Origin of the sequence: Pseudomonas sp. B21-054, assembly GCF_026016345.1 — a bacterium.
GTDB lineage: Bacteria > Pseudomonadota > Gammaproteobacteria > Pseudomonadales > Pseudomonadaceae > Aquipseudomonas.
The window spans coordinates 4,098,107-4,116,161 of sequence record NZ_CP087204.1 but is presented as its reverse complement, the minus strand read 5'-3'; the positions used below and the strand labels follow the sequence as shown (position 1 = coordinate 4,116,161).

Here is an 18,055-nt window from a genome sequence, read left to right as displayed (position 1 = left end):
CATTATTAGTTTTTGGCTGCCAGAATCATCCGCTCTCGCAGGCCTCAGGCTATTGGCTAACGCTCGTACAAGGAGATGAAAAATGAGTTGGGATAACCCTGAAAGCGGTTTTGTCGTGGTGGTCAATCACGAGGAGCAGTATTCGATCTGGCCGGATTACAAGGCATTGCCCGAGGGCTGGCGTGCGGCCGGCCACCAGGGAAACAAGGCCCAGTGCCTGGCCTGGATCGAGGAGCAGTGGACGGACATGCGTCCACTCAGTTTGCGTACGGCCCTGCAAGCCTCCCCACAGCGCTGACCCTCGCCTATAAGGACATTCGCATGGAAAGTCTTCATCGCTGGACCGAGTCCGGCTCGATTTTTACCCTCGAGCATTTCCGCCGGCAGCCACGGCGTGAATTCACGCCGGACGATTTGCTTGAACGTCAGGCCGCACGCGAATCCAATGCGCGCTCTTATCCACGACGTATTCCTTTGGCCCTCAAGGAGGCCCACGGGCTCTACGTGCAGGACACGCGCGGCCAGGTGTTCATGGACTGTCTGGCCGGAGCCGGGACGCTGGCGCTCGGTCACAACCATCCGGTGACCATCGACGCGATGCGAGCGACACTCGATTCCGGTTTGCCCTTGCACACACTCGACCTGACCACACCGGTCAAGGATGCGTTTGTCGAGGCGCTGTTCGCGGCATTGCCGCCGGCATTCGCAGCACAAGCACGCATCCAATTCTGTGGGCCGACCGGGGCGGACGGGATTGAAGCGGCCCTCAAGCTCGCGAAGATCGCGACGGGTCGTAAAGGCATCTTCAGTTTTTCCGGTGGTTATCACGGCATGACCCAGGGCGCATTGAGCTTGATGGGCAACCTGGGGCCCAAGCAATTGCCCGGCTCGCTGATGGCGGACGTGCAGGTGTTGCCGTATCCCTATGATTACCGCTGCCCATTCGGTATCGGCGGCGAGGCGGGGATCGATGCGGGGCTGAACTACATCGAGCAATTATTGACGGACCCTGAGTCTGGAGTCCTTCCACCCGCCGCAGTGGTGGTGGAGGTGGTGCAAGGGGAAGGCGGTGTGATTCCGGCGCCGGCGCGCTGGCTTCAAGGTTTGCGCAAGCTGACCCAGCAACACGGTGTCGCGTTGATCGTCGACGAGGTCCAGACCGGCTTGGGCCGTACCGGACGGATGTTCGCGTTTGAACACGCGGGAATCGAGCCCGACATCCTGGTCCTTTCCAAAGCCATCGGTGGTGGTCTTCCTCTGGCGGTCATGGTCTACCGTGAAGCCTTGGACCTCTGGAAGCCTGGGGCCCATGCCGGTACTTTCCGCGGCAACCAGATGGCCATGGCCGCGGGCACCGCGACGTTACGCTACCTCCAGGAACAAGGCCTGGCGACCCACGCCGAGGCCATGGGCGAACGCTTGATGACTCAACTTCGGCAGCTGCAACGTGACTACCCGTGCATCGGGCAGGTTCGCGGACGTGGCCTGATGGTGGGCGTCGAAATCGTCTCGACGGCGACCGAGGGCGCACGTGTCGCACCGGCCAACGGCGTCATGGCGAAGGCTATCCAGCAGCAATGCCTGCGAGAGGGCGTCATTATTGAGTTGGGTGGGCGTCATGGGGCTGTCGTGCGGTTCTTGCCACCGTTGACGATCCAGGCGGCGGAGATCGATCTGCTGGTGGAGAAGTTCCAGATCGCGTTGGAGCATGCGCTGAGTTGATGGGCGCTGGGTCGGATAACACCGGTGCAAAGCCGGTGCTGTCCGATCGGGTGCTGGGCCCATTAATTGTCCAACCGTTTGCCCCATTGCAGCCCCTGGTTGATGCGTTGCGCAACGCAATGCTCGGACAACAACCCATTGCTCAGTAACCACGACTGCCACCCCTCTGTAGTTTCCTCGTCAGGAAACAAGTAATCCATCCAATTTGACAGGTGCGATTTCTAGGCTATTGTCAGCCGACACGTCGAATATCATGGAAGATAAAATGACCATCGCACTGATAAATGGAAGGCCGATCAGCTTTACAGACACTCTGGATGGCGATGTAGCAATAGTGCTTTCTCATGGTCTGTTCATGGATCAAAGCATGTTTGATGCTCAGGTTCGCGTTTTACGTGAGCACTATCGAGTCATCACGTGGGACCAACGAGGGCATGGACAAAATACCCCCATCACTGAGCCTTTCAGTCTCTGGGACAGTGCAGACGATCTCTCCGCTTTACTGGTCTACCTCAATATAGATAAGGCCGTTTTATTGGGTATGTCGCAAGGTGGCTACGTTAGCCTGCGAGCCGCACTGCGTTATCCCGAAAAGGTTCAAGCATTGGTTTTGATCGCTACACATGCTGGCGTGGAAGAAGAAAACCAACAAGTCGTATATTCCCAGCTTCTTAGTGCATGGCTTGAAAACTCCCTGACTGATGAAGTCGCGCAAGGCGTGTCGGGATTTATCTTGGGGGCGGATAAAGAACTGGCTGAACCCTGGATTAAGAAATGGCAAGCGATTGACAAGAGCACCCTGTGTTTCAATTTTAAGGCGCTGGCAGAACGTGACAACCTTGTTCCTGCGTTAAGTAACTTGCAGATGCCGGCACTTGTAATATGGGGTGATAAAGACAGTGCGATTACTATCGAGCAGGCCAGGCAGTTAGAGTCAGGGATTGTCGATAGCCAGTTCATGGAGGTCGTGGGTGCTGCACATTCAGTTAATATGACGCACGCCGACATGGTCAATATGAGAGTGAAGACGTTTTTAGCGGACGCACTTTTGTAGGGGGATGCTTTCGTTGTCCTGCAGATGTATAGGTGTTATTAAAATAAAAAAGGTAGCGCGAAATGGATGCTCCGCACGATTTCAAACCATTATTCAGAAGCAGCCCTTTTCTTGAGTTGCTGGGACCCTTCTATTATCGGCAAGATGCTGCAGGTTTTACCATTGGGATTCGTGTGCAGGAGAAACATACCAATGCCCGTGGACTTGCACATGGTGGCTTATTCATGACGCTGGCTGATGTAGCCCTGGGCTACAGCTCAGCTTTCTCGAAAGACCCGCCTCTCAAACTTGTAACGACGACACTGACGACTGACTTTGCCGGATCTGCCCAAATAGGTGACTGGTTGGAAGCAGTGGTGGATATTCAAAAAACCGGAAGTCGGTTGGTTTTTGCCAACAGTTATATTAGCGTTGGAAATGAGCGAGTGGTTCGAGCCAGTGCGTCTTTTCTAGTCGTTAGCTGAGGGCGAGGGCAGCGATTATTCTACGGTGTGATGCATAAGTGTCATGCATGGCCTAATTAACGATATTTCACGGAGTGATTGACGATGGACAGTGCTGTGCGCTCACCCGAAAGAGATCAGTTTTCTCAAGATAAAGCCGAACGTAAGGATGTGAAGCGCAAGGCGATAAGTAGTCCATACTTTCATCGACTTCAGCGAAAGCATTTCCTGCTATTTGATGTTCTTCCTGTGCTGGGCGTTGTTCTGGCGGGGGTATTGGCATTTTATAAGCCTGTGAGTGCACTGGATATGGGGTTGTTCATTGCCTTTTGGGCACTGACTGGGATCGGTGTCAGTGTGGGCTATCATCGATACTTTACTCACCGCTCGTTCAAGGCCAAGCCGGCAGTTGGGGTTGTCCTGACAATACTGGGTTCCATGGCTGGGCAGGGGGCCCTGTTGTCTTGGGTGGCCATGCATCGGCGTCACCACGAGTTGAGCGATCAACCAGGCGACCCGCATTCACCCAATCTGCATGGCTCCGGATTTGCTGGCATTATCAAGGGCCTGGCGCACTCTCACTTTCTGTGGATGAAGGAACACGATTACCCCAACGTTGCCTATTACGCTCCGGATTTGATTCGAGATCCACTCATTGCTAAAACGGCACGTCATTACTACACGTGGGTCTTGCTTGGGCTGCTAGCGCCAGCACTACTGGGCGGGCTGCTTAGTCAATCTTTATGGGGCGCGTTGAGCGGCTTCCTTTGGGGAGGGGCTGTCCGCATGTTTGTCGTGGGTCACATCATTTGGTCCATCAACTCCATACTGCATCGATTCGGTACTCGGCCCTATCAATCCAAAGATTACAGTCGCAATGGAGGCCTATTCGGGTTAGTTACTTTCGGAGAGTCATGGCACAACAATCACCATGCGTTTCCCGAGTCTCCCTCATTTGGATTGCAATGGTCAGTATTCGATCCTGGGTACTGGGTTATCCGGGGCTTGTGCTTGACCGGGGCGGCGTGGGATTTACGAGTTCCTACCTTACAACGAAGGATGAGTCGTAGAAAAAGAAGTGTACAGCCCCTCTAATAAGGAAATCTTGAATCATGACCGCATATGAATCTATTTCGTTGGAAAAAGACGCCGTCGTCCAGTGGTGTAAGGATCAGATAAGCGAGCTTCTCAATGCTCCCGGGATAAAAATCGATGAAAATAAAGATTTCAGTGAGTTGGGACTCGACTCCTCCCTGGCAGTTTCTTTGTTGATCGAAATCGAACAAAGATACGGCGTGGAAATATCAGCAGAGGAATTGTTCGATAATCCTAATATCAGTGCCGTGACTGGGTTGATCGTGGGCAGGAACAGGACGTCGGGAAAATGAACACACTAACAACCAAGCATCGACTGGAAGAGGAGTCGAAAGCGATACGTCACCACTATGATGTGGGTAATGACTTTTATGAGTTGTGGCTGGATCCGACACTTTCCTATTCTTGTGCCGTATGGGCTGGTAGTGAAACGCTGGAGAGTGCGCAGGTAAGAAAAATAGCCTATCACCTTGAGGCCATTGATGCGCAAAATCTACAGTCGGTACTTGATATCGGCTGTGGATGGGGGGGCGTGCTTGGCACGCTGGAGAATATGCCAAACATCAACCGCGCCGTAGGACTGACGCTGAGTGATCAGCAAGCGGCTTATATACAGAGTCAGTCATATTTGAAGGTAGGTGTGGAGGTAAAAAACTGGCAAGAGTTCGTCCCCACAACACCCTTTGATGGGATCATTTCCATTGGCGCCTTTGAGCACTTCGCCTCTCCTTCAGATAGTATTGAAGAGAAGATAGCAATCTATCGAAAATTCTTTCTTTCCTGCCGAGACTGGTTGAAGCCCGGAGGGCGGCTTTCGTTGCAAACAATTGCTTATGGTTCCATGGCCAGAGAACAAGCCAGTGCTTTTTTCAATGAAGAGATATTCCCCAATGCGGACCTGCCCACATTGGCGGAAATAGCTCAGGCGGCGGAGGGGATTTTTGAAATTCAACGTGTCGACAATGGTCGGCTGGATTATGCGAAAACGTGTGAAGAGTGGTATCACCGCTTGTCCGCTAATAAGGTAGTTGCTGCGGAGCGTGTTGGCGATGCAGTGGTTACCCGTTATCTACGCTACCTGAAAATGTCGGCTTATGGTTTTCAGTTCGGGAAAATTCAGTTGCTGAGACTCCAACTTCAAGCTGTCCGATAATTAATCTGATGGAGGGAACCTCACGATGTCTGATGGTGCTCAAGGTCAAATGTTGGGATCTGCTAAATTAAGCAATTTGCCTCGCTTCAACCCTTTTTCCGCTGAATTTCGTGAGACGCCCTATGGCGTTTACCGCCAGTTACGTGAACTGAATCCCTTGCACAAGGTGTTGGGTATGTGGGTTGTTACCCGGCACGCTGATGTCATGAGTGTTCTGCGTGATCGTAGCTGCAATGCAAGTATTATTCCGAAGCTGGTTGATAATCAGGCCGCTAAATTTGGTCGCGATAACGCACCGTTTCAGCGGTTGGCCTACAAATCCATAGTATTCACCGAAAATCCCGATCATCATCGTCTGAGAAAGTTGATGAACATCGCGTTCTCGCCGTCGGCAATTGATCAGTTGCAAAGTTCTATAGAAAACATTATTCAGGACTTGCTGCGGGACGCCTATCAACAAGGAGGTATGGACATCATCGCCGGCTTGGCCCAACCCACGCCGCTACGGGTCATGTGCCAATGGATCGGGCTGCCTGCTGAAATGCATTCGACCATCGATGCCTGGACCCATGCCATCCGTTTCCTGTTAGAGCCTGGGCTGATGGTCAAGGACGATTTTGAAAGAGTCAGTACCGTTCTTGATGAATATATGGAATACCTCTCCAGTGTCATTGTTGAACGCAAGAATAACCCAAGGCAAGACTTGATCAGTCAGCTGCTTGACTTGCAGATCGACGGTGATCGCTTGACTCATGAGGAGCTGATTTTCGTCTGCATCATGTGCTTTGTTGCTGGAAACGAAACCACCAAAAGCTTGATTGGCAATGGCATAAATGCCTTGCTGGAGCATCCTGGGCAATACCGCTTGCTCTTGGAGCGGCCGCAGCTAATTCCCTGCTGTGTACAAGAGGTTTTGCGCTTCGAGACACCCCTTCAACATACTAAACGCTTCGCGACAAAAGAGTTGCTCCTGGATGGGCAGGTTATTAAAGAAGGGGATCAGATTTTGCTGTGTCTGGGGTCGGCCAACAGGGATGAACGCTTTTTTCCTGATGCTGACCGCTTTGATATCGAGCGTCAGACAAAGGGGCATTTAGCATTTGGCTACGGTATGCATGGTTGCTTGGGTGCATTGTTAGCCGAGCGCCAAATGCAGGCGGTACTTTCACAATTGGTTAAAGGGCCTGGCTTGACCCCCGGTCATAATAAACCGACTTGGCAAGCCGGCAGTTTTATCGTTCGAAGCTTGTCGTCTCTCGATGTTCAGTTTCTCTGAAGCCCCCGAGATAAGGTGAAATGCATACACAAAACATCTCCCTGATATGTTTTCCCCACGCAGGTGGCAGTAATGCGACTTATAATGGCTGGGGGGGCTGCCTCTCAGAAACCATTCGAAGGATCAAACCAAGATGCTTCGATGGGCCTGCCCAAAGGGCCCGGTTTACTGATGTCGGCAGCTTGTCTGCTCATATCGCCGAACAGCTCAGTCATGAGAATCAGCCACTCGCCTTGTATGGCCATAGCATGGGGGCAGTATTGGCTTATGAAGTCGCTCGCGAGCTTTCAATTCGCAATACTGCTCAAGTGGCGCATCTATTTGTCTCGGGTAGACGCGCACCACAGTTGGCAGCACGCTTGGCGCCGATCCACGACCTATCGGACCAAGCCTTTCTGAATGAGTTATTGGCTTATGGCGGTATTCCGGACGCCATCGGCACTAACAGTCGGCTGTTGAATACGCTTATACCGATCATTCGTAGTGATTTGGCCCTGTTGGAAGCTTATCAATTCCGTCCTATGCATACGTTGACATGTCCTATTAGCGCTATCTATGCCACTCATGATCCTGTGGTTGAAAGTGGCGAGCTAATGGCGTGGAAGGAGAGGACTACCGGGGACTTCAACTTCCATGAGTTGAGCGGCAACCACTTTTTCCACTGTTTCCGGCCGCAAGAATTAATCGACATAATTCATCACTCACTGAGTGCATCAGGCACCAAGAGGATTGAATGCAAAAATTTCGTTTGATGACGGACTGCTTAGACAGCCATAGCGAGCGTTACCCGGACAAGCCGGCCTATATTTTTCTTTCTGAAAAATTATTGATGGAAAAAGAACTGACCTTCGCACAGTTGAGAGCTGAGGCGAGGCAGTTTGCTGGTCGTCTGGCAGAGAGAACCCGACGCGGCGATAGAGCGTTATTAATATTTCCGGCAGGGCTTGATTTCATCGTCGCTTTTTTTGGCTGTCTGTACGCGGGAGTGGTTGCTGTGCCCCTCTGTCCACCTAATAAAAAACGCTCGCAACGCACGCTACAAGGCATCATCGATGATTGCTCCCCACGTTTGATCATTACTCTAAAGGCCCTCAGCAGCTCTCTTAAGGATCAAGATTATCGAGAGTCGTTGTCATGGCTTGAGGTGGACGACAAGGAAGGGGGGCAATCTTCGTCCCTCCCTGACTATCCGGTAGTCGACGCTGAGCATTTGGCGTTTATTCAATATACGTCAGGTTCCACATCCACCCCTAAAGGTGTCATGGTGTCGCATGCAAATATTGTTGCGAACCAGGCAATGATTCGCGATGCGTTCGGTCATGACGAAGCTTCTACCGTCGTAGGGTGGGTTCCGCATTATCACGACCAAGGTCTCATCGGGAATATTTTCCAGCCGATGTTTGTCGGTGCAACCAGTATTCTGATGTCACCCGTAACATTCATGCGCTGGCCATTACGCTGGCTTCAAGCAATATCTATTTATCAGGCGCATACAAGCGGTGGGCCCAATTTTGCTTTTGGTGCATGTATTAAAGCCCTTGAGCGAGAACCGGATATCGAGCTGAATCTGAGTACTTGGCAAGTGGCATTCAATGGTGCCGAACCCATCCGTATCGACACAATGAGTGAGTTTCAAGCTGCATTCAAGCGATACGGTTTTAGTAGGGAGGCTGTGTATCCCTGTTATGGCTTGGCCGAATGCACGTTACAAGCGTCAGGAGGCGTCAAAGGATCGGGCCTGATTACCCTGACCGTGGACAGGCAGGCGCTGCGTGATGGAAAGATTCTGTTGACGGATGCCGCCTCCTGTCAAGCATTGGTGAGTTCGGGTAAGGCATTGCCAGGGACAAACATAAAAATTGTTGATCCGGTAACTCGAATAGCTCGCCCGCCGTTGGAGATTGGCGAGATCTGGATAGCGGGTCCCCATGTTGCTGGAGGGTACTGGAATCAGGAAACTATCACCGCAGATGCCTTCGCCAATCGTTTATCAGGAGACATTCAACCGCCTTATTTACGTACCGGAGACCTTGGATTTATTCACCAAGGAGAGTTATATGTAACTGGTCGAATAAAGGACATGGTGATTATCCGTGGCAGGAACTATTACCCACATGATATCGAGCATAATGTTTCGGGCGCTCATCATAGTTTGGAAGATTCGGCGTGCGCGGTGTTTTCCCTGTTGGATGCTGAAGATAAACTGATTATTGTTCAAGAAGTGCGAAGGGAATGGAGAAAGAAAATCGTGGAGGAAGAAATAGTCTCAATCATCCGCCAAGCGGTGGTTGTAAATAACGAAATTACTCCCCATGACATTGTTTTGTTAAAGCCTGGAAAACTACTGAAAACCAGTAGTGGCAAGATCATGCGAAATGCAATCCGCACTCAATACGTAGAGAAAAAACTTGAACGATGGCTAGGTTAGTGTCGTTCGCAACTGCAGATATAAAGGAAGAATACCATGGAAGATTTCGTTGCAAGCAATCCTGACTTTGACAAGCACGTCCAAGGCGCAGTGCTCAGTATGCCAGCGGCAAAACTACTGGGGTTTCATTATAATTATTTGAAACCAGGTCATTGTGAAATTGAACAACCAGCGCGCAAGGAACTCACTCAGCACAATGGCTACTTTCAAGGTGGCATCATCGGAGCGTTGGCAGATTTTGCGGGAGGTTCGGCCGCCGGGACCTTGCTGCCGCCAGGCTGGATAAATATGACTACAGATTTCACCGTCAAGCTCATTGCCCCGGCTGATGGCGAAAAATTATTGGCTAGGGGAAGAGTCATCAACGCATCGAACAGCACTACGGTTGCGGCTGCCGATTTGTTTGCCGTAAAACAAGGCAAGGAAACCCTCTGCGCCACTGCGCTGGTTACTATGCGAAATATCCCCTTGAAAGTATGATTCGCCCGTCCTCCAGCGCCGCGCCGCGCGGCACTGGCCTTGCGCAGGCCCTCGACGGCACTCGCACGCTGCTCAGGCGCGCTGTGTGGAAACGACCTGTTCGATCAACATGGACGGTTGAGCCACATCTATGTCGATGAGGGAAGCCAACACAGTCTGTCGGTTAACTGAGGCGCGGGCGTACCGAGCTGACTTATCAATTTCCCCCATGATGATGCACTAGAAGCCCATGGATTTGGTTCCAGGTGATGCCGAATCGAGCCAAAAATTTTCGAATTCTATCGGAATCGTTACTCGATGCTTTGGCTGATCTGCTCTGTGAAAAGAGCTTGCGACCGGCATCCGCCTGACTTGCCGCTGTGCTGCATACCTTCAAGACCGATTCCAATTGAAGGCGATCAAACAAATCGATTTCAAGGCCGGCTTTTGCCAAGTGCTCGGACAAGGGGTCGGAGGCGATCGGTGTCCGCCAATCCAGGCGCAGTCGTTCCAGTTCATCCTCCACAAGCGTCATGTCGATGCGGCCGCTATCAGCCAGTGTGGCCATCCGGGTGATCGAAGCAGAAAGCTGTCGGAAGTTTCCTGGCCAGGCGGCGTCCCTGGCGGTAGCAAAGGAAAGATATCGGTGCCGAGCTTCAGTGTTGAAGCGGACCATGTGGCCGTGGTCTCGGGCATATCGCTGCAATTCGAAATCGATGTTCGGCTCGATATCCTCGCGCCGGCTGGCCAGTCCGGGCAGCACAAAAGTCCAAATGTTAATCCTGGCCAACAGATCTTCGCGGAACAGGCCTTCAATAACGCGCTCGTGCAGGTCTCGATTGGTGCCCGTTATGAGCGTGAAGTCAGACTCGACCTCCTTGTCAGACCCCATCGGCAAGAACTTCTTCTCCTCGATTGCTTTCAGGAGCATCGCTTGCTCATCGAGCGGTAACTCTCCGATCTCGTCGAGGAACAAGACACCCTTGTGAGCCGAGCGCAGCAAGCCCTCACGAGCCTGTTGAGCACCGGTGAACGCGCCTTTCGTATGACCGAACAACGTCGACATGGCGGTATCACCGCGCAATGTGGCGCAGTTCACCTCGACGAACGGACCATCGATTTGGTGGCGACCCCGTTTGAGCTCGTAGATCTGTCGCGCGAGAAAAGACTTGCCTGCCCCAGTAGGACCGCTAATCAAAATCGGCGCCCGGGATCGCACGGCGACCCGTTCGATTTGTTCTATCGTCCGATTGAAAGCCGCGTTGCGGGTCGCAATGCCGGACTTGAGCAGTTCTGTACCTTCCAGGCGCTCAGCTTGGAATCGCTTCGCGATCTGGTCGTAGCGCTGAAGATCGAGGTCGGTGATAACGTGTTTGCCTGTCGGTGCCGATTCATCATCCCGCAAGCCGCTTGGTTGCGTCTGTATCAGCTTGGCAGGGACGTGCCGGGATTCGGCCAGCAGGAACCAGACGATTTGCTGGACGTGGGTGCCCGTTGTGATGTGAACGAGATAGTCCTCGCCCTCTGTGTCAAATGGGTAGCCTGCTGCGAAATCATGTAATGCGGCGTAAACCTCTTCGAAATCCCAGGCGTTTCGCATCGCCATGGTATGCAGGCGAACCTCGGTCTCTGGCGAGACCTGGGCAATGTCAGCCGCTACTTTCAAGGCAAGATCGGTGTCCCGGCGCGCTTCACTGTGAATCAGCTCCAGGCGATCAATCACCAGGTCGGGCTGTTGGCAAAGCGAGAGGGTGGGGCGCCATTTGTTCCAGCGCTGTTCACCCTTGCCGACGCGGTCGAGCTTTGACCCAAGAATTCCAATGGCGACTGTCTTTTTGACCTGCATTGCCGAATATCTCATAAGATAGATAACGATAACTGAGTATAGGTTCTCAGCCTGGTAGTGCATAGCTTGAGGTATCAAGATTCAGCGGCGTTTGAATTAAAGTCCTTTAATATCAGTACAGTAGTGAATTTTTGTCGTTCAACCGTAGAATTGGCACACCGCTCGCTATAGAGCTCCCAAACAGAAATCAGAGGAGCAAAAACAATGACCACTCAAACCTTCGAGCTGCTTGAAGTCGAAAGCGGCAAGCCCATCAAAATGTGGACCCAAGGCGTCCCTGTTGAGCCAGAGGCTAAGCAACAACTGATGAACACCGCGCAGATGCCGTTCGTGTTCAAGCACATGGCTGTCATGCCCGACGTTCATTTAGGAAAGGGCTCGACCATCGGGAGCGTGATTCCTACCAAGGGCGCGGTCATCCCCGCTGCCGTCGGGGTCGATCTCGGCTGCGGCATGTCGGCTGTCCGCACTTCGCTACGCGCCAGCGACCTTCCCGATAATCTGTTCGGCCTGCGTTCTGCAATCGAGAAGGCGGTTCCGCACGGACGCACCTCGGGGCGTAGCGGCCGTGATAAAGGGGCTTGGGAGACCGCGCCGGCGATTGTTGATCAGGCCTGGTCAGCGCTTGAGGGGCGTTTCAACCTCATCACCGAAAAGCATCCTGGCCTTGAAAAGTCCAACAACCGCAAACACCTCGGAACGCTGGGTACAGGGAACCACTTCGTCGAGGTGTGCCTGGACGAAGCCGACCATGTGTGGGTGATGCTTCATACCGGCTCCCGTGGTGTAGGAAACATGATCGGTACCTATTTCATCGAGAAGGCCCGCGAGGAAATGCGCAAGCACATGGTGAACCTGCCTGACCGGGACCTGGCCTACCTGCGGGAAGGAACGTCCAGCTTCGATGACTACGTCGAGGCTGTTGAGTGGGCTCAGGATTTTGCCAAGCAGAACCGCGCGGTCATGATGCTCGCCGTGTTGGACGCCGTACGGTCGATCATTACCAAGCCCTTTGAGTCGCGGCTAATCGCCGTTGACTGTCACCACAACTACGTGGAGCGGGGCACCTACTTTGGGGAGGACATTCTTCTCACGCGTAAAGGGGCTGTCTCGGCAAAAAAAGGGCAGATGGGGATTATTCCGGGGTCGATGGGCGCCAAGAGTTTCATCGTACGAGGCCTGGGAAACGAGGAAGCATTTTGCAGTTGTTCACACGGTGCGGGTCGGGTGATGAGCCGTACCAAGGCGAAGGCATTGTTTACGGTTGCGGACCAGGTGCGGGCGACCGCCCATGTCGAGTGCCGTAAGGACGCGGCGGTCATCGACGAGATCCCAATGGCTTACAAGGACATTGATGCGGTAATGGCTGCCCAGCGCGATCTGGTTGAAGTGGTCCATACCTTGCGCCAAGTCGTATGCGTGAAGGGGTGAAATGATGGGTCAGGATCTCATTCTGATCGATGGTACCGATGGCGGAGGGCAGGTGCTTCGTACCGCCCTAAGTCTCTCCATGATCACCGGCCAGGCATTCCGGATGACCGGGATACGCGGCAAGCGCTCCCGTCCCGGATTGTTGCGCCAACACTTGACCGCCGTACGAGCAGCGGCTGAGATTTGCGGCGCTGAAACCCTTGGAGCGGAACTCAATTCGACAGCGATCGAGTTCCGGCCTGGGGACGTAAAGGCAGGGGAGTATTCATTCGCGATCGGAACGGCAGGTAGCACGATGCTGGTTTTGCAGACCCTGCTGCCTGCGCTGTTGCAGGCTCATGGGCCGAGTACCGTCAGGATTACCGGCGGAACGCATAATCCGGCGGCACCGCCCTTCGAGTTCATAGAACAGGCGTGGCTGCCTTTGATACGGCGTATGGGTGCTCAGGTGGAATTGACGCTGCTCAATCATGGTTTTGTTCCCTGCGGAGGGGGCTTGATCGAAGCCATTGTTCGACCTTCGACCCTCAAACCACTGGAACTGGACGGGGGGCAGGAGCCCGCCACCATCGTTTCGGCTGGAGCGCTGGTTTCAGGCATTCCTGTCTCGATAGGGAACCGAGAACTCGATCGACTCTCGGCAAGGCTGAAGATTGAACGACGCGACCTGTCTGTAACCGATCTGGGTGACCAGGCGGGCCCCGGTAATGTGGTGTCGATCACTGCCACGAAAGCTGGCGTTACCGAGGTGTTCGCCAGCATTGGACAAGCGCGTGTGCGCGCAGAGCAAGTCGCTGACGCGGCGGTAGACGAATTCACGGCGTGGACTCAGTCGAATGCAACTGTTGGTAATCGCCTGGCGGATCAGTTGATGTTGCCGATGGCCATTGCCGGCGCTGGCAAACTGACAACGGAGCGTCTGAGCAATCACATCCGAACGAACGCTGCGGTGATTCAGCAGTTCATCGCTGTTGATGTGCGTTTCACTCAACTGTGCGATCAGGGAAACGTTGTTGTTGAGTTTCATGCGGGTTAGGTTGCCAGGGTATGACGGCAGTGGAGTCGGTTTCAGCTCGGTCGGAACGGCGCATGGTTTCCAGCGCTAGGGGCCCATCATTACCGCTCATTGCCGTAGCGTGGTATTGCGCAGGTAACGTGCCGGTGAGGTGCCCAATGTCTTGCGAAACATCGTGATGAACGAGCTGACTGACTCGTAGCCGAGCGCTTCAGCGGTTCTCTGCACCGACTGCCCCTCGGCCAGGCTTTGCAGCGCGACGATGATCTGCCATTGCTTGCGCCATTGACCGAAGGTAAGCCCGGTTTCGCTTTTTATCAGTCGGGCCAGCGAGCGTTCGCTCATGGCCACATGCCGTGCCCAACTCGCCATGGTGGCGCGGTTGGAAGGCTCTTGCGCCAGCGCCCGGGCGATTGTGCGAAGCTGGTTTGATGCGGGCAACGGCAGGTAAAGCTGTTCCGTGGGCGCCAGCTCAAGCTCTTCGAGCAGCACGTTGGCCAGCCGTGCAATGCGCGAATTGGCGGGATAATCCTGTGCCTGGCCACTCAGGTGGAGGATGAGCTCCAGGATCAGTGGCGACAGCGCCAGCGTACAGCAGCGATCTGGCAGCGACGCGGCGCCGGGTTCCACGAACAAAAAACACACCTGCCCGTTGGCCGTGACGCGGTTGCTATGGGCGACCCCTCCCGGAATCCAGACGCCGAACCCTGACGGGACCATCCACACACCGTCTTCCACCGTACACACAATGCCTCCGCAATAAGCCACGACCAGTTGCCCCTTGCGGTGTTTGTGTTCGGCGGACTCACTGTCGTTGCGCTGGGTTTCCAGCATCAGGGCTACGGCAGGTTGCGACAGGTTGTCGTACTCGAATTGATCGACGTGGAAACGGTGGATTTCGGCCATGGCGTGTCGTCGGTGTTTGTCTGAATTTGATTATATTTTGGCAGTGTACTCAATATCGGCAGCAGTGGTAGTCCCTTAGCATCATCAACAAGCCCCCCTTCAGTACGCGGGCGAATGCTAGAACCCTCCGAACCCCGGTGCTTGCCATGCTCAGCGAAATCTCCATTGCCAACCTCTACGTTCCTCCCTTGTTGATCTACCTGGGTGCATCGGTCCTGGCCTACAAACTCATTGAACGCCTGGCCCGGCGTTGGCTGGACAAGACGTGGCACCCGGCGCTGGCGCGTTTTTGTGTCTCGCTTATCGTCGTGTCGGCGATGGTCGTCAATTGCTGAGTGAGGCCGGCCATGTCTATCGTCAAAATCCTCAAACCTGCCGCCACCCTGGGGCTTGGCGTGCTGGCCCTGGTGTTCTGCCTGCAACTTTGGCGGGCCTATGTCTTGGCGCCCTGGACGCGGGACGGACGGGTGAGCGCGCAGGTCATCCGCATTGCGCCAGAGGTTAGCGGCCAAATCGATCAGTTGTCGGTCAACGACAACCAATGGGTCGCCAAGGGCGATTTGCTGTATCGCATCGATGCGCGTGCTTATCGATTGGTCCTGCAACAGCGTGCGGCGGAGTTCGCCGAAGCGCGCAGTGTGTTCGAGCAGCGCAGTGCACAATTCAAGCGGCGATCCCAATTGGCCGACGCCATCGCCCGGGAAGAGATTGACAACGCGGCGCGTGACTTGGCTGTGGCCCAAGCGCGCCTGGACGCGGCACGCAGCCAGTTAGCCCAGGCGCAGCTAGATCTGGACCGCACGACGATTCGTTCGCCGGTGGACGGCTACGTCACTCAACTGCGGCTACAGCCCGGCGACTACGCGGAGGCTGGCAATACCAACCTATTCGTGGTCGATGGCCATAGTTTCTGGATCACGGGTTATTTCGAAGAGACCAAGCTGCCGGGTGTGCGCATCGGCGCGCCGGTGTCGATCAAGCTGATGGGGTTTGCCCCGCTGCTGGATGGCCATGTAGCAAGCATGGGCAGGGGCATCGCCGACGCAAATGAACTGCGCAACGACAGCGGTTTGCCTCAGGTGAGCCCGACCTTCAGTTGGATTCGGTTGGCACAGCGCGTACCCGTGCGCATCGAGCTGGACAAGGTGCCAGACGGGGTGGAGTTGGCGGCAGGCATGACCGCCAGTGTCGAAGTGACGCAGCCGGACGCCGCGCCGCGCTGGCGACTCACCCAATGGCTACAGGCGTTCATGTGATGACTCGCCTGGCGACACGCCTATTCGCGGCCATCCCCTTGCCCTGGACGCCCACCACCTTTCCCTACGTGCTGCGCAGTCTCTTGGCGGCGGGGCTGGCGCTGTGGCTCGGTTTCCAGTTGCATCTGGAATCGCCGTTCTCGGGGGCATCCACCGTGTTGTTGCTGGTGCAGCCCATCCAAGGGGCGGTGCTGGGCAAGGGCTTTTACCGGATGCTGGGAACCCTGGTAGGCATGGTCGCGGCTTTCGTGCTGACAGGGCTGTTCGCTCAACAGATGCTGCTGTTCATACTCGGCATCGGTATGTGGCTGGGCCTGTGCGTCAGTGCAATGAGCGTCTTGCGCCATTACCAAGCCACGGCGGCAGTGGTGGCGGGCTATACGGTCTGCCTGGCGTTGGGCCCTGCCATCGTCGCGCCTGAACAGGGCTTCGATCACATCATCACCCGTGGCACGGCGGTGGCGCTCGGGGTGCTTAGCTTGAGCCTGGTCGTAACGCTGTTCAGTTCCAAGACGATGGAGAAGAACGTTCGAAGCTCGCTGGTGGATGTCTGTGTCCGCAGCGCTCGGCTGCTCGCAGCGAGACTCTCTGGCGAGCAACCTGCGGAGCTGGCGACGCAACGTCATCAGCTCGCGATAGATATCGGTAAAGTGGATGACCAACTGGGGATAGGGCGGGGGGAATCGTCGCTGATTCGCTCCCGGCAGTTGGCGATTCAGGCCGGTCTGGCGCATTTGCAGTCCGCTGTGCTCGATGTGCACAGCGACGATTCATACCCTGGAATAGATCCCACGTTGCTCGCCGGAACAAGCACGGCATTGCGGCAACTGAGTGAACGGATGAATGACAGCGGCAGCGACTTTCTCGCCGCTGCCGATACGGTGAGGCAACTGCGCAGTTTGGCGGATGATTTCGCTGACTCAAACCACCTCTCGCGGTTGCTCAGTGAACGCTTGGACGAACAACTGTCGGATTTGGGCGAGGCCTTGCTGAACTTCTCCAGCCTTGATCACGCTCGCCGTGAGCAGGTACGTGTCGTGGGATATCACCGCAATTATGCTGATGCGGCGCGAAACGGCATCAGGGCGCTGCTCGCCACGTTGGCCGCGGGTGCGGTCTGGTATCTGAGCGGTTGGGATCAAGGGCCCGCGCTACTGGCGGTCCTGGGCCCATGTTGCACACTGCTGGCGCCGTCCCCCGCGCCTGCCCAAGGCATCGCCAGCTTTATTCGGGGCACGCTCTACGCCATTTTGGCGGCAGCGTTGTGCAAATTCCTGCTGATGCCACCGATCAACGGCTTCCCTTTGTTACTCCTGGTACTGGCAGCGTTCTGGTCGTTCGGGATCCATGCGACGAGCCAACCGCGCTACGCCCTGCAAGGAATTGCCTACCTGATCGGGTTCAATACCTTGGTGGGCACCGGCGATACCGCCTCTTACAACTTCGTCGATTTCGCCAATCAAGCACTGGCCTGGATCGTTGCAATGCTCGTCTGCCTATTAGCGTTCCAGGTCTTGCCGAAAGATCCCGCTAAACATGTTCGGGCATTGAAACATTCACTCCACAAGGGCACACGCCGGCTACTTCGCCATGGGAGCCATATCGATCACCCTAAATGGCAAGCGAAACAACAGTCCCGACTCGTCGCGTTGAAAAGTTTGCTTGGCGCTGACAATCCGCAGGATTACCAAGCGGGTTATTTGTCGCTGCAACTGAGTAAACAATTGAGCCGGCTACAGCGTAACGCGAGCGGTATCGATCCTGAATCGCCCGTCGCCCAATGCGCGCAAACCGGCGCCCGGCGGATCGCTCGATATGCCCATCATCCGGCGATCAGTGCTGCCCAGGCCCGGCGCACATCAAGGTCGATGAGGCGGCTCGGGGCACATCATCTAGCGATCTGTTACCAGGACTTGGCTTGGCTGTTGGAGCAATACGCGAACGTTGCGCGTTCCCCTTGTTGACTCGCAG

At 54.8% G+C, this 18,055-nt stretch carries 18 protein-coding genes; 16 read left to right on the top strand and 2 right to left on the bottom strand.

The genetic code is table 11. The features are described 5' to 3' along the window. Positions 1-82: 82 nt before the first annotated feature. From LOY70_RS17930 to LOY70_RS17880, 11 genes are all read left to right on the top strand, one after another. Entirely contained in the window at positions 83-298 is a 216-nt protein-coding gene (locus tag LOY70_RS17930) for an MbtH family protein (RefSeq protein ID WP_265028720.1), read from the top strand. A 23-nt stretch (positions 299-321) separates the two neighbouring features. Next, on the top strand, positions 322-1,722 hold the full coding sequence (locus LOY70_RS17925) for a diaminobutyrate--2-oxoglutarate transaminase (protein WP_265028719.1): 1,401 nt from the start codon (positions 322-324) through the stop codon (positions 1,720-1,722). A gap of 265 nt (positions 1,723-1,987) precedes the next feature. Beyond that, entirely contained in the window at positions 1,988-2,776 is a 789-nt protein-coding gene (locus tag LOY70_RS17920) for an alpha/beta fold hydrolase (RefSeq protein WP_265028718.1), read from the top strand. A 62-nt stretch (positions 2,777-2,838) separates the two neighbouring features. Next, complete coding sequence (locus tag LOY70_RS17915; protein WP_265028717.1) at positions 2,839-3,240, top strand: PaaI family thioesterase; 402 nt, start codon at positions 2,839-2,841, stop codon at positions 3,238-3,240. An 84-nt stretch (positions 3,241-3,324) separates the two neighbouring features. Beyond that, on the top strand, positions 3,325-4,314 hold the full coding sequence (locus LOY70_RS17910; RefSeq protein ID WP_265028716.1) for an acyl-CoA desaturase: 990 nt from the start codon (positions 3,325-3,327) through the stop codon (positions 4,312-4,314). Between the two features lie 17 nt (positions 4,315-4,331). Further along, positions 4,332-4,607, top strand: coding sequence for an acyl carrier protein (locus LOY70_RS17905; protein WP_265028715.1), 276 nt, complete (start codon positions 4,332-4,334; stop codon positions 4,605-4,607). Continuing rightward, complete coding sequence (locus LOY70_RS17900; protein WP_265028714.1) at positions 4,604-5,467, top strand: class I SAM-dependent methyltransferase; 864 nt, start codon at positions 4,604-4,606, stop codon at positions 5,465-5,467. The genes LOY70_RS17905 and LOY70_RS17900 overlap by 4 nt, the downstream gene beginning before the upstream one ends. 25 nt (positions 5,468-5,492) lie before the next feature. Beyond that, complete coding sequence (locus LOY70_RS17895; RefSeq protein ID WP_265028713.1) at positions 5,493-6,743, top strand: cytochrome P450; 1,251 nt, start codon at positions 5,493-5,495, stop codon at positions 6,741-6,743. Between the two features lie 20 nt (positions 6,744-6,763). Next, the gene (locus LOY70_RS17890; protein ID WP_265028712.1) at positions 6,764-7,495 is read left to right on the top strand and encodes a thioesterase II family protein; all 732 of its coding nucleotides are present in this window, start codon (positions 6,764-6,766) and stop codon (positions 7,493-7,495) included. Next, positions 7,477-9,171 carry a fatty acyl-AMP ligase gene (locus LOY70_RS17885; protein ID WP_265028711.1) on the top strand — a complete coding sequence of 565 codons (1,695 nt, stop codon included), beginning with the start codon at positions 7,477-7,479 and terminating at the stop codon, positions 9,169-9,171. Before LOY70_RS17890 ends, LOY70_RS17885 begins: the two co-directional genes overlap by 19 nt. A gap of 36 nt (positions 9,172-9,207) precedes the next feature. After that, a complete protein-coding gene (locus LOY70_RS17880) occupies positions 9,208-9,651 on the top strand; it encodes a PaaI family thioesterase (RefSeq protein ID WP_123413524.1) in 444 nt (147 codons plus the stop codon). 196 nt (positions 9,652-9,847) lie between these two features. Here the strand turns inward: LOY70_RS17880 and rtcR are convergent, their stop codons facing one another. Next, positions 9,848-11,476 carry an RNA repair transcriptional activator RtcR gene (gene rtcR / locus LOY70_RS17875; RefSeq protein ID WP_265028710.1) on the bottom strand — a complete coding sequence of 543 codons (1,629 nt, stop codon included), beginning with the start codon at positions 11,474-11,476 and terminating at the stop codon, positions 9,848-9,850. A 204-nt stretch (positions 11,477-11,680) separates the two neighbouring features. On the opposite strand from rtcR, the gene LOY70_RS17870 reads away from it, so the two are divergent. Both LOY70_RS17870 and rtcA read left to right on the top strand, forming a co-directional pair. Beyond that, a complete protein-coding gene (locus LOY70_RS17870; protein WP_265028709.1) occupies positions 11,681-12,907 on the top strand; it encodes an RtcB family protein in 1,227 nt (408 codons plus the stop codon). A gap of 4 nt (positions 12,908-12,911) precedes the next feature. Next, complete coding sequence (gene rtcA, locus LOY70_RS17865; RefSeq protein ID WP_265028708.1) at positions 12,912-13,943, top strand: RNA 3'-terminal phosphate cyclase; 1,032 nt, start codon at positions 12,912-12,914, stop codon at positions 13,941-13,943. Between the two features lie 87 nt (positions 13,944-14,030). Here the strand turns inward: rtcA and LOY70_RS17860 are convergent, their stop codons facing one another. Continuing rightward, entirely contained in the window at positions 14,031-14,828 is a 798-nt protein-coding gene (locus LOY70_RS17860) for an AraC family transcriptional regulator (RefSeq protein WP_265028707.1), read from the bottom strand. Between the two features lie 146 nt (positions 14,829-14,974). Here LOY70_RS17860 and LOY70_RS17855 point away from each other — a divergent pair, with 146 nt between their 5' ends. The 3 genes from LOY70_RS17855 to LOY70_RS17845 are packed head-to-tail and all read left to right on the top strand — an operon-like array spanning position 14,975 to position 18,048. Further along, the gene (locus LOY70_RS17855) at positions 14,975-15,163 is read left to right on the top strand and encodes a DUF1656 domain-containing protein (protein ID WP_265028706.1); all 189 of its coding nucleotides are present in this window, start codon (positions 14,975-14,977) and stop codon (positions 15,161-15,163) included. A 12-nt stretch (positions 15,164-15,175) separates the two neighbouring features. After that, positions 15,176-16,084, top strand: coding sequence for an HlyD family secretion protein (locus LOY70_RS17850; RefSeq protein ID WP_265028705.1), 909 nt, complete (start codon positions 15,176-15,178; stop codon positions 16,082-16,084). Further along, complete coding sequence (locus LOY70_RS17845; protein WP_265028704.1) at positions 16,084-18,048, top strand: FUSC family protein; 1,965 nt, start codon at positions 16,084-16,086, stop codon at positions 18,046-18,048. Before LOY70_RS17850 ends, LOY70_RS17845 begins: the two co-directional genes overlap by 1 nt. Positions 18,049-18,055: the final 7 nt, after the last annotated feature.

Excerpts from the sequence above, each read along its gene's own strand:
- LOY70_RS17845 (WP_265028704.1), top strand. The coding sequence starts at position 16,084 with ATGACTCGCCTGGCGACACGCCTATTCGCGGCCATCCCCTTGCCCTGG.
- rtcA (WP_265028708.1), top strand. The coding sequence starts at position 12,912 with ATGGGTCAGGATCTCATTCTGATCGATGGTACCGATGGCGGAGGGCAG.
- LOY70_RS17850 (WP_265028705.1), top strand. The coding sequence starts at position 15,176 with ATGTCTATCGTCAAAATCCTCAAACCTGCCGCCACCCTGGGGCTTGGC.
- LOY70_RS17920 (WP_265028718.1), top strand. The coding sequence starts at position 1,988 with ATGACCATCGCACTGATAAATGGAAGGCCGATCAGCTTTACAGACACT.
- LOY70_RS17890 (WP_265028712.1), top strand. The coding sequence starts at position 6,764 with ATGCATACACAAAACATCTCCCTGATATGTTTTCCCCACGCAGGTGGC.
- LOY70_RS17880 (WP_123413524.1), top strand. The coding sequence starts at position 9,208 with ATGGAAGATTTCGTTGCAAGCAATCCTGACTTTGACAAGCACGTCCAA.
- rtcR (WP_265028710.1), bottom strand. The coding sequence starts at position 11,476 with ATGCAGGTCAAAAAGACAGTCGCCATTGGAATTCTTGGGTCAAAGCTC.
- LOY70_RS17930 (WP_265028720.1), top strand. The coding sequence starts at position 83 with ATGAGTTGGGATAACCCTGAAAGCGGTTTTGTCGTGGTGGTCAATCAC.
- LOY70_RS17860 (WP_265028707.1), bottom strand. The coding sequence starts at position 14,828 with ATGGCCGAAATCCACCGTTTCCACGTCGATCAATTCGAGTACGACAAC.
- LOY70_RS17910 (WP_265028716.1), top strand. The coding sequence starts at position 3,325 with ATGGACAGTGCTGTGCGCTCACCCGAAAGAGATCAGTTTTCTCAAGAT.
- LOY70_RS17900 (WP_265028714.1), top strand. The coding sequence starts at position 4,604 with ATGAACACACTAACAACCAAGCATCGACTGGAAGAGGAGTCGAAAGCG.
- LOY70_RS17895 (WP_265028713.1), top strand. The coding sequence starts at position 5,493 with ATGTCTGATGGTGCTCAAGGTCAAATGTTGGGATCTGCTAAATTAAGC.
- LOY70_RS17870 (WP_265028709.1), top strand. The coding sequence starts at position 11,681 with ATGACCACTCAAACCTTCGAGCTGCTTGAAGTCGAAAGCGGCAAGCCC.
- LOY70_RS17885 (WP_265028711.1), top strand. The coding sequence starts at position 7,477 with ATGCAAAAATTTCGTTTGATGACGGACTGCTTAGACAGCCATAGCGAG.
- LOY70_RS17855 (WP_265028706.1), top strand. The coding sequence starts at position 14,975 with ATGCTCAGCGAAATCTCCATTGCCAACCTCTACGTTCCTCCCTTGTTG.
- LOY70_RS17915 (WP_265028717.1), top strand. The coding sequence starts at position 2,839 with ATGGATGCTCCGCACGATTTCAAACCATTATTCAGAAGCAGCCCTTTT.
- LOY70_RS17905 (WP_265028715.1), top strand. The coding sequence starts at position 4,332 with ATGACCGCATATGAATCTATTTCGTTGGAAAAAGACGCCGTCGTCCAG.
- LOY70_RS17925 (WP_265028719.1), top strand. The coding sequence starts at position 322 with ATGGAAAGTCTTCATCGCTGGACCGAGTCCGGCTCGATTTTTACCCTC.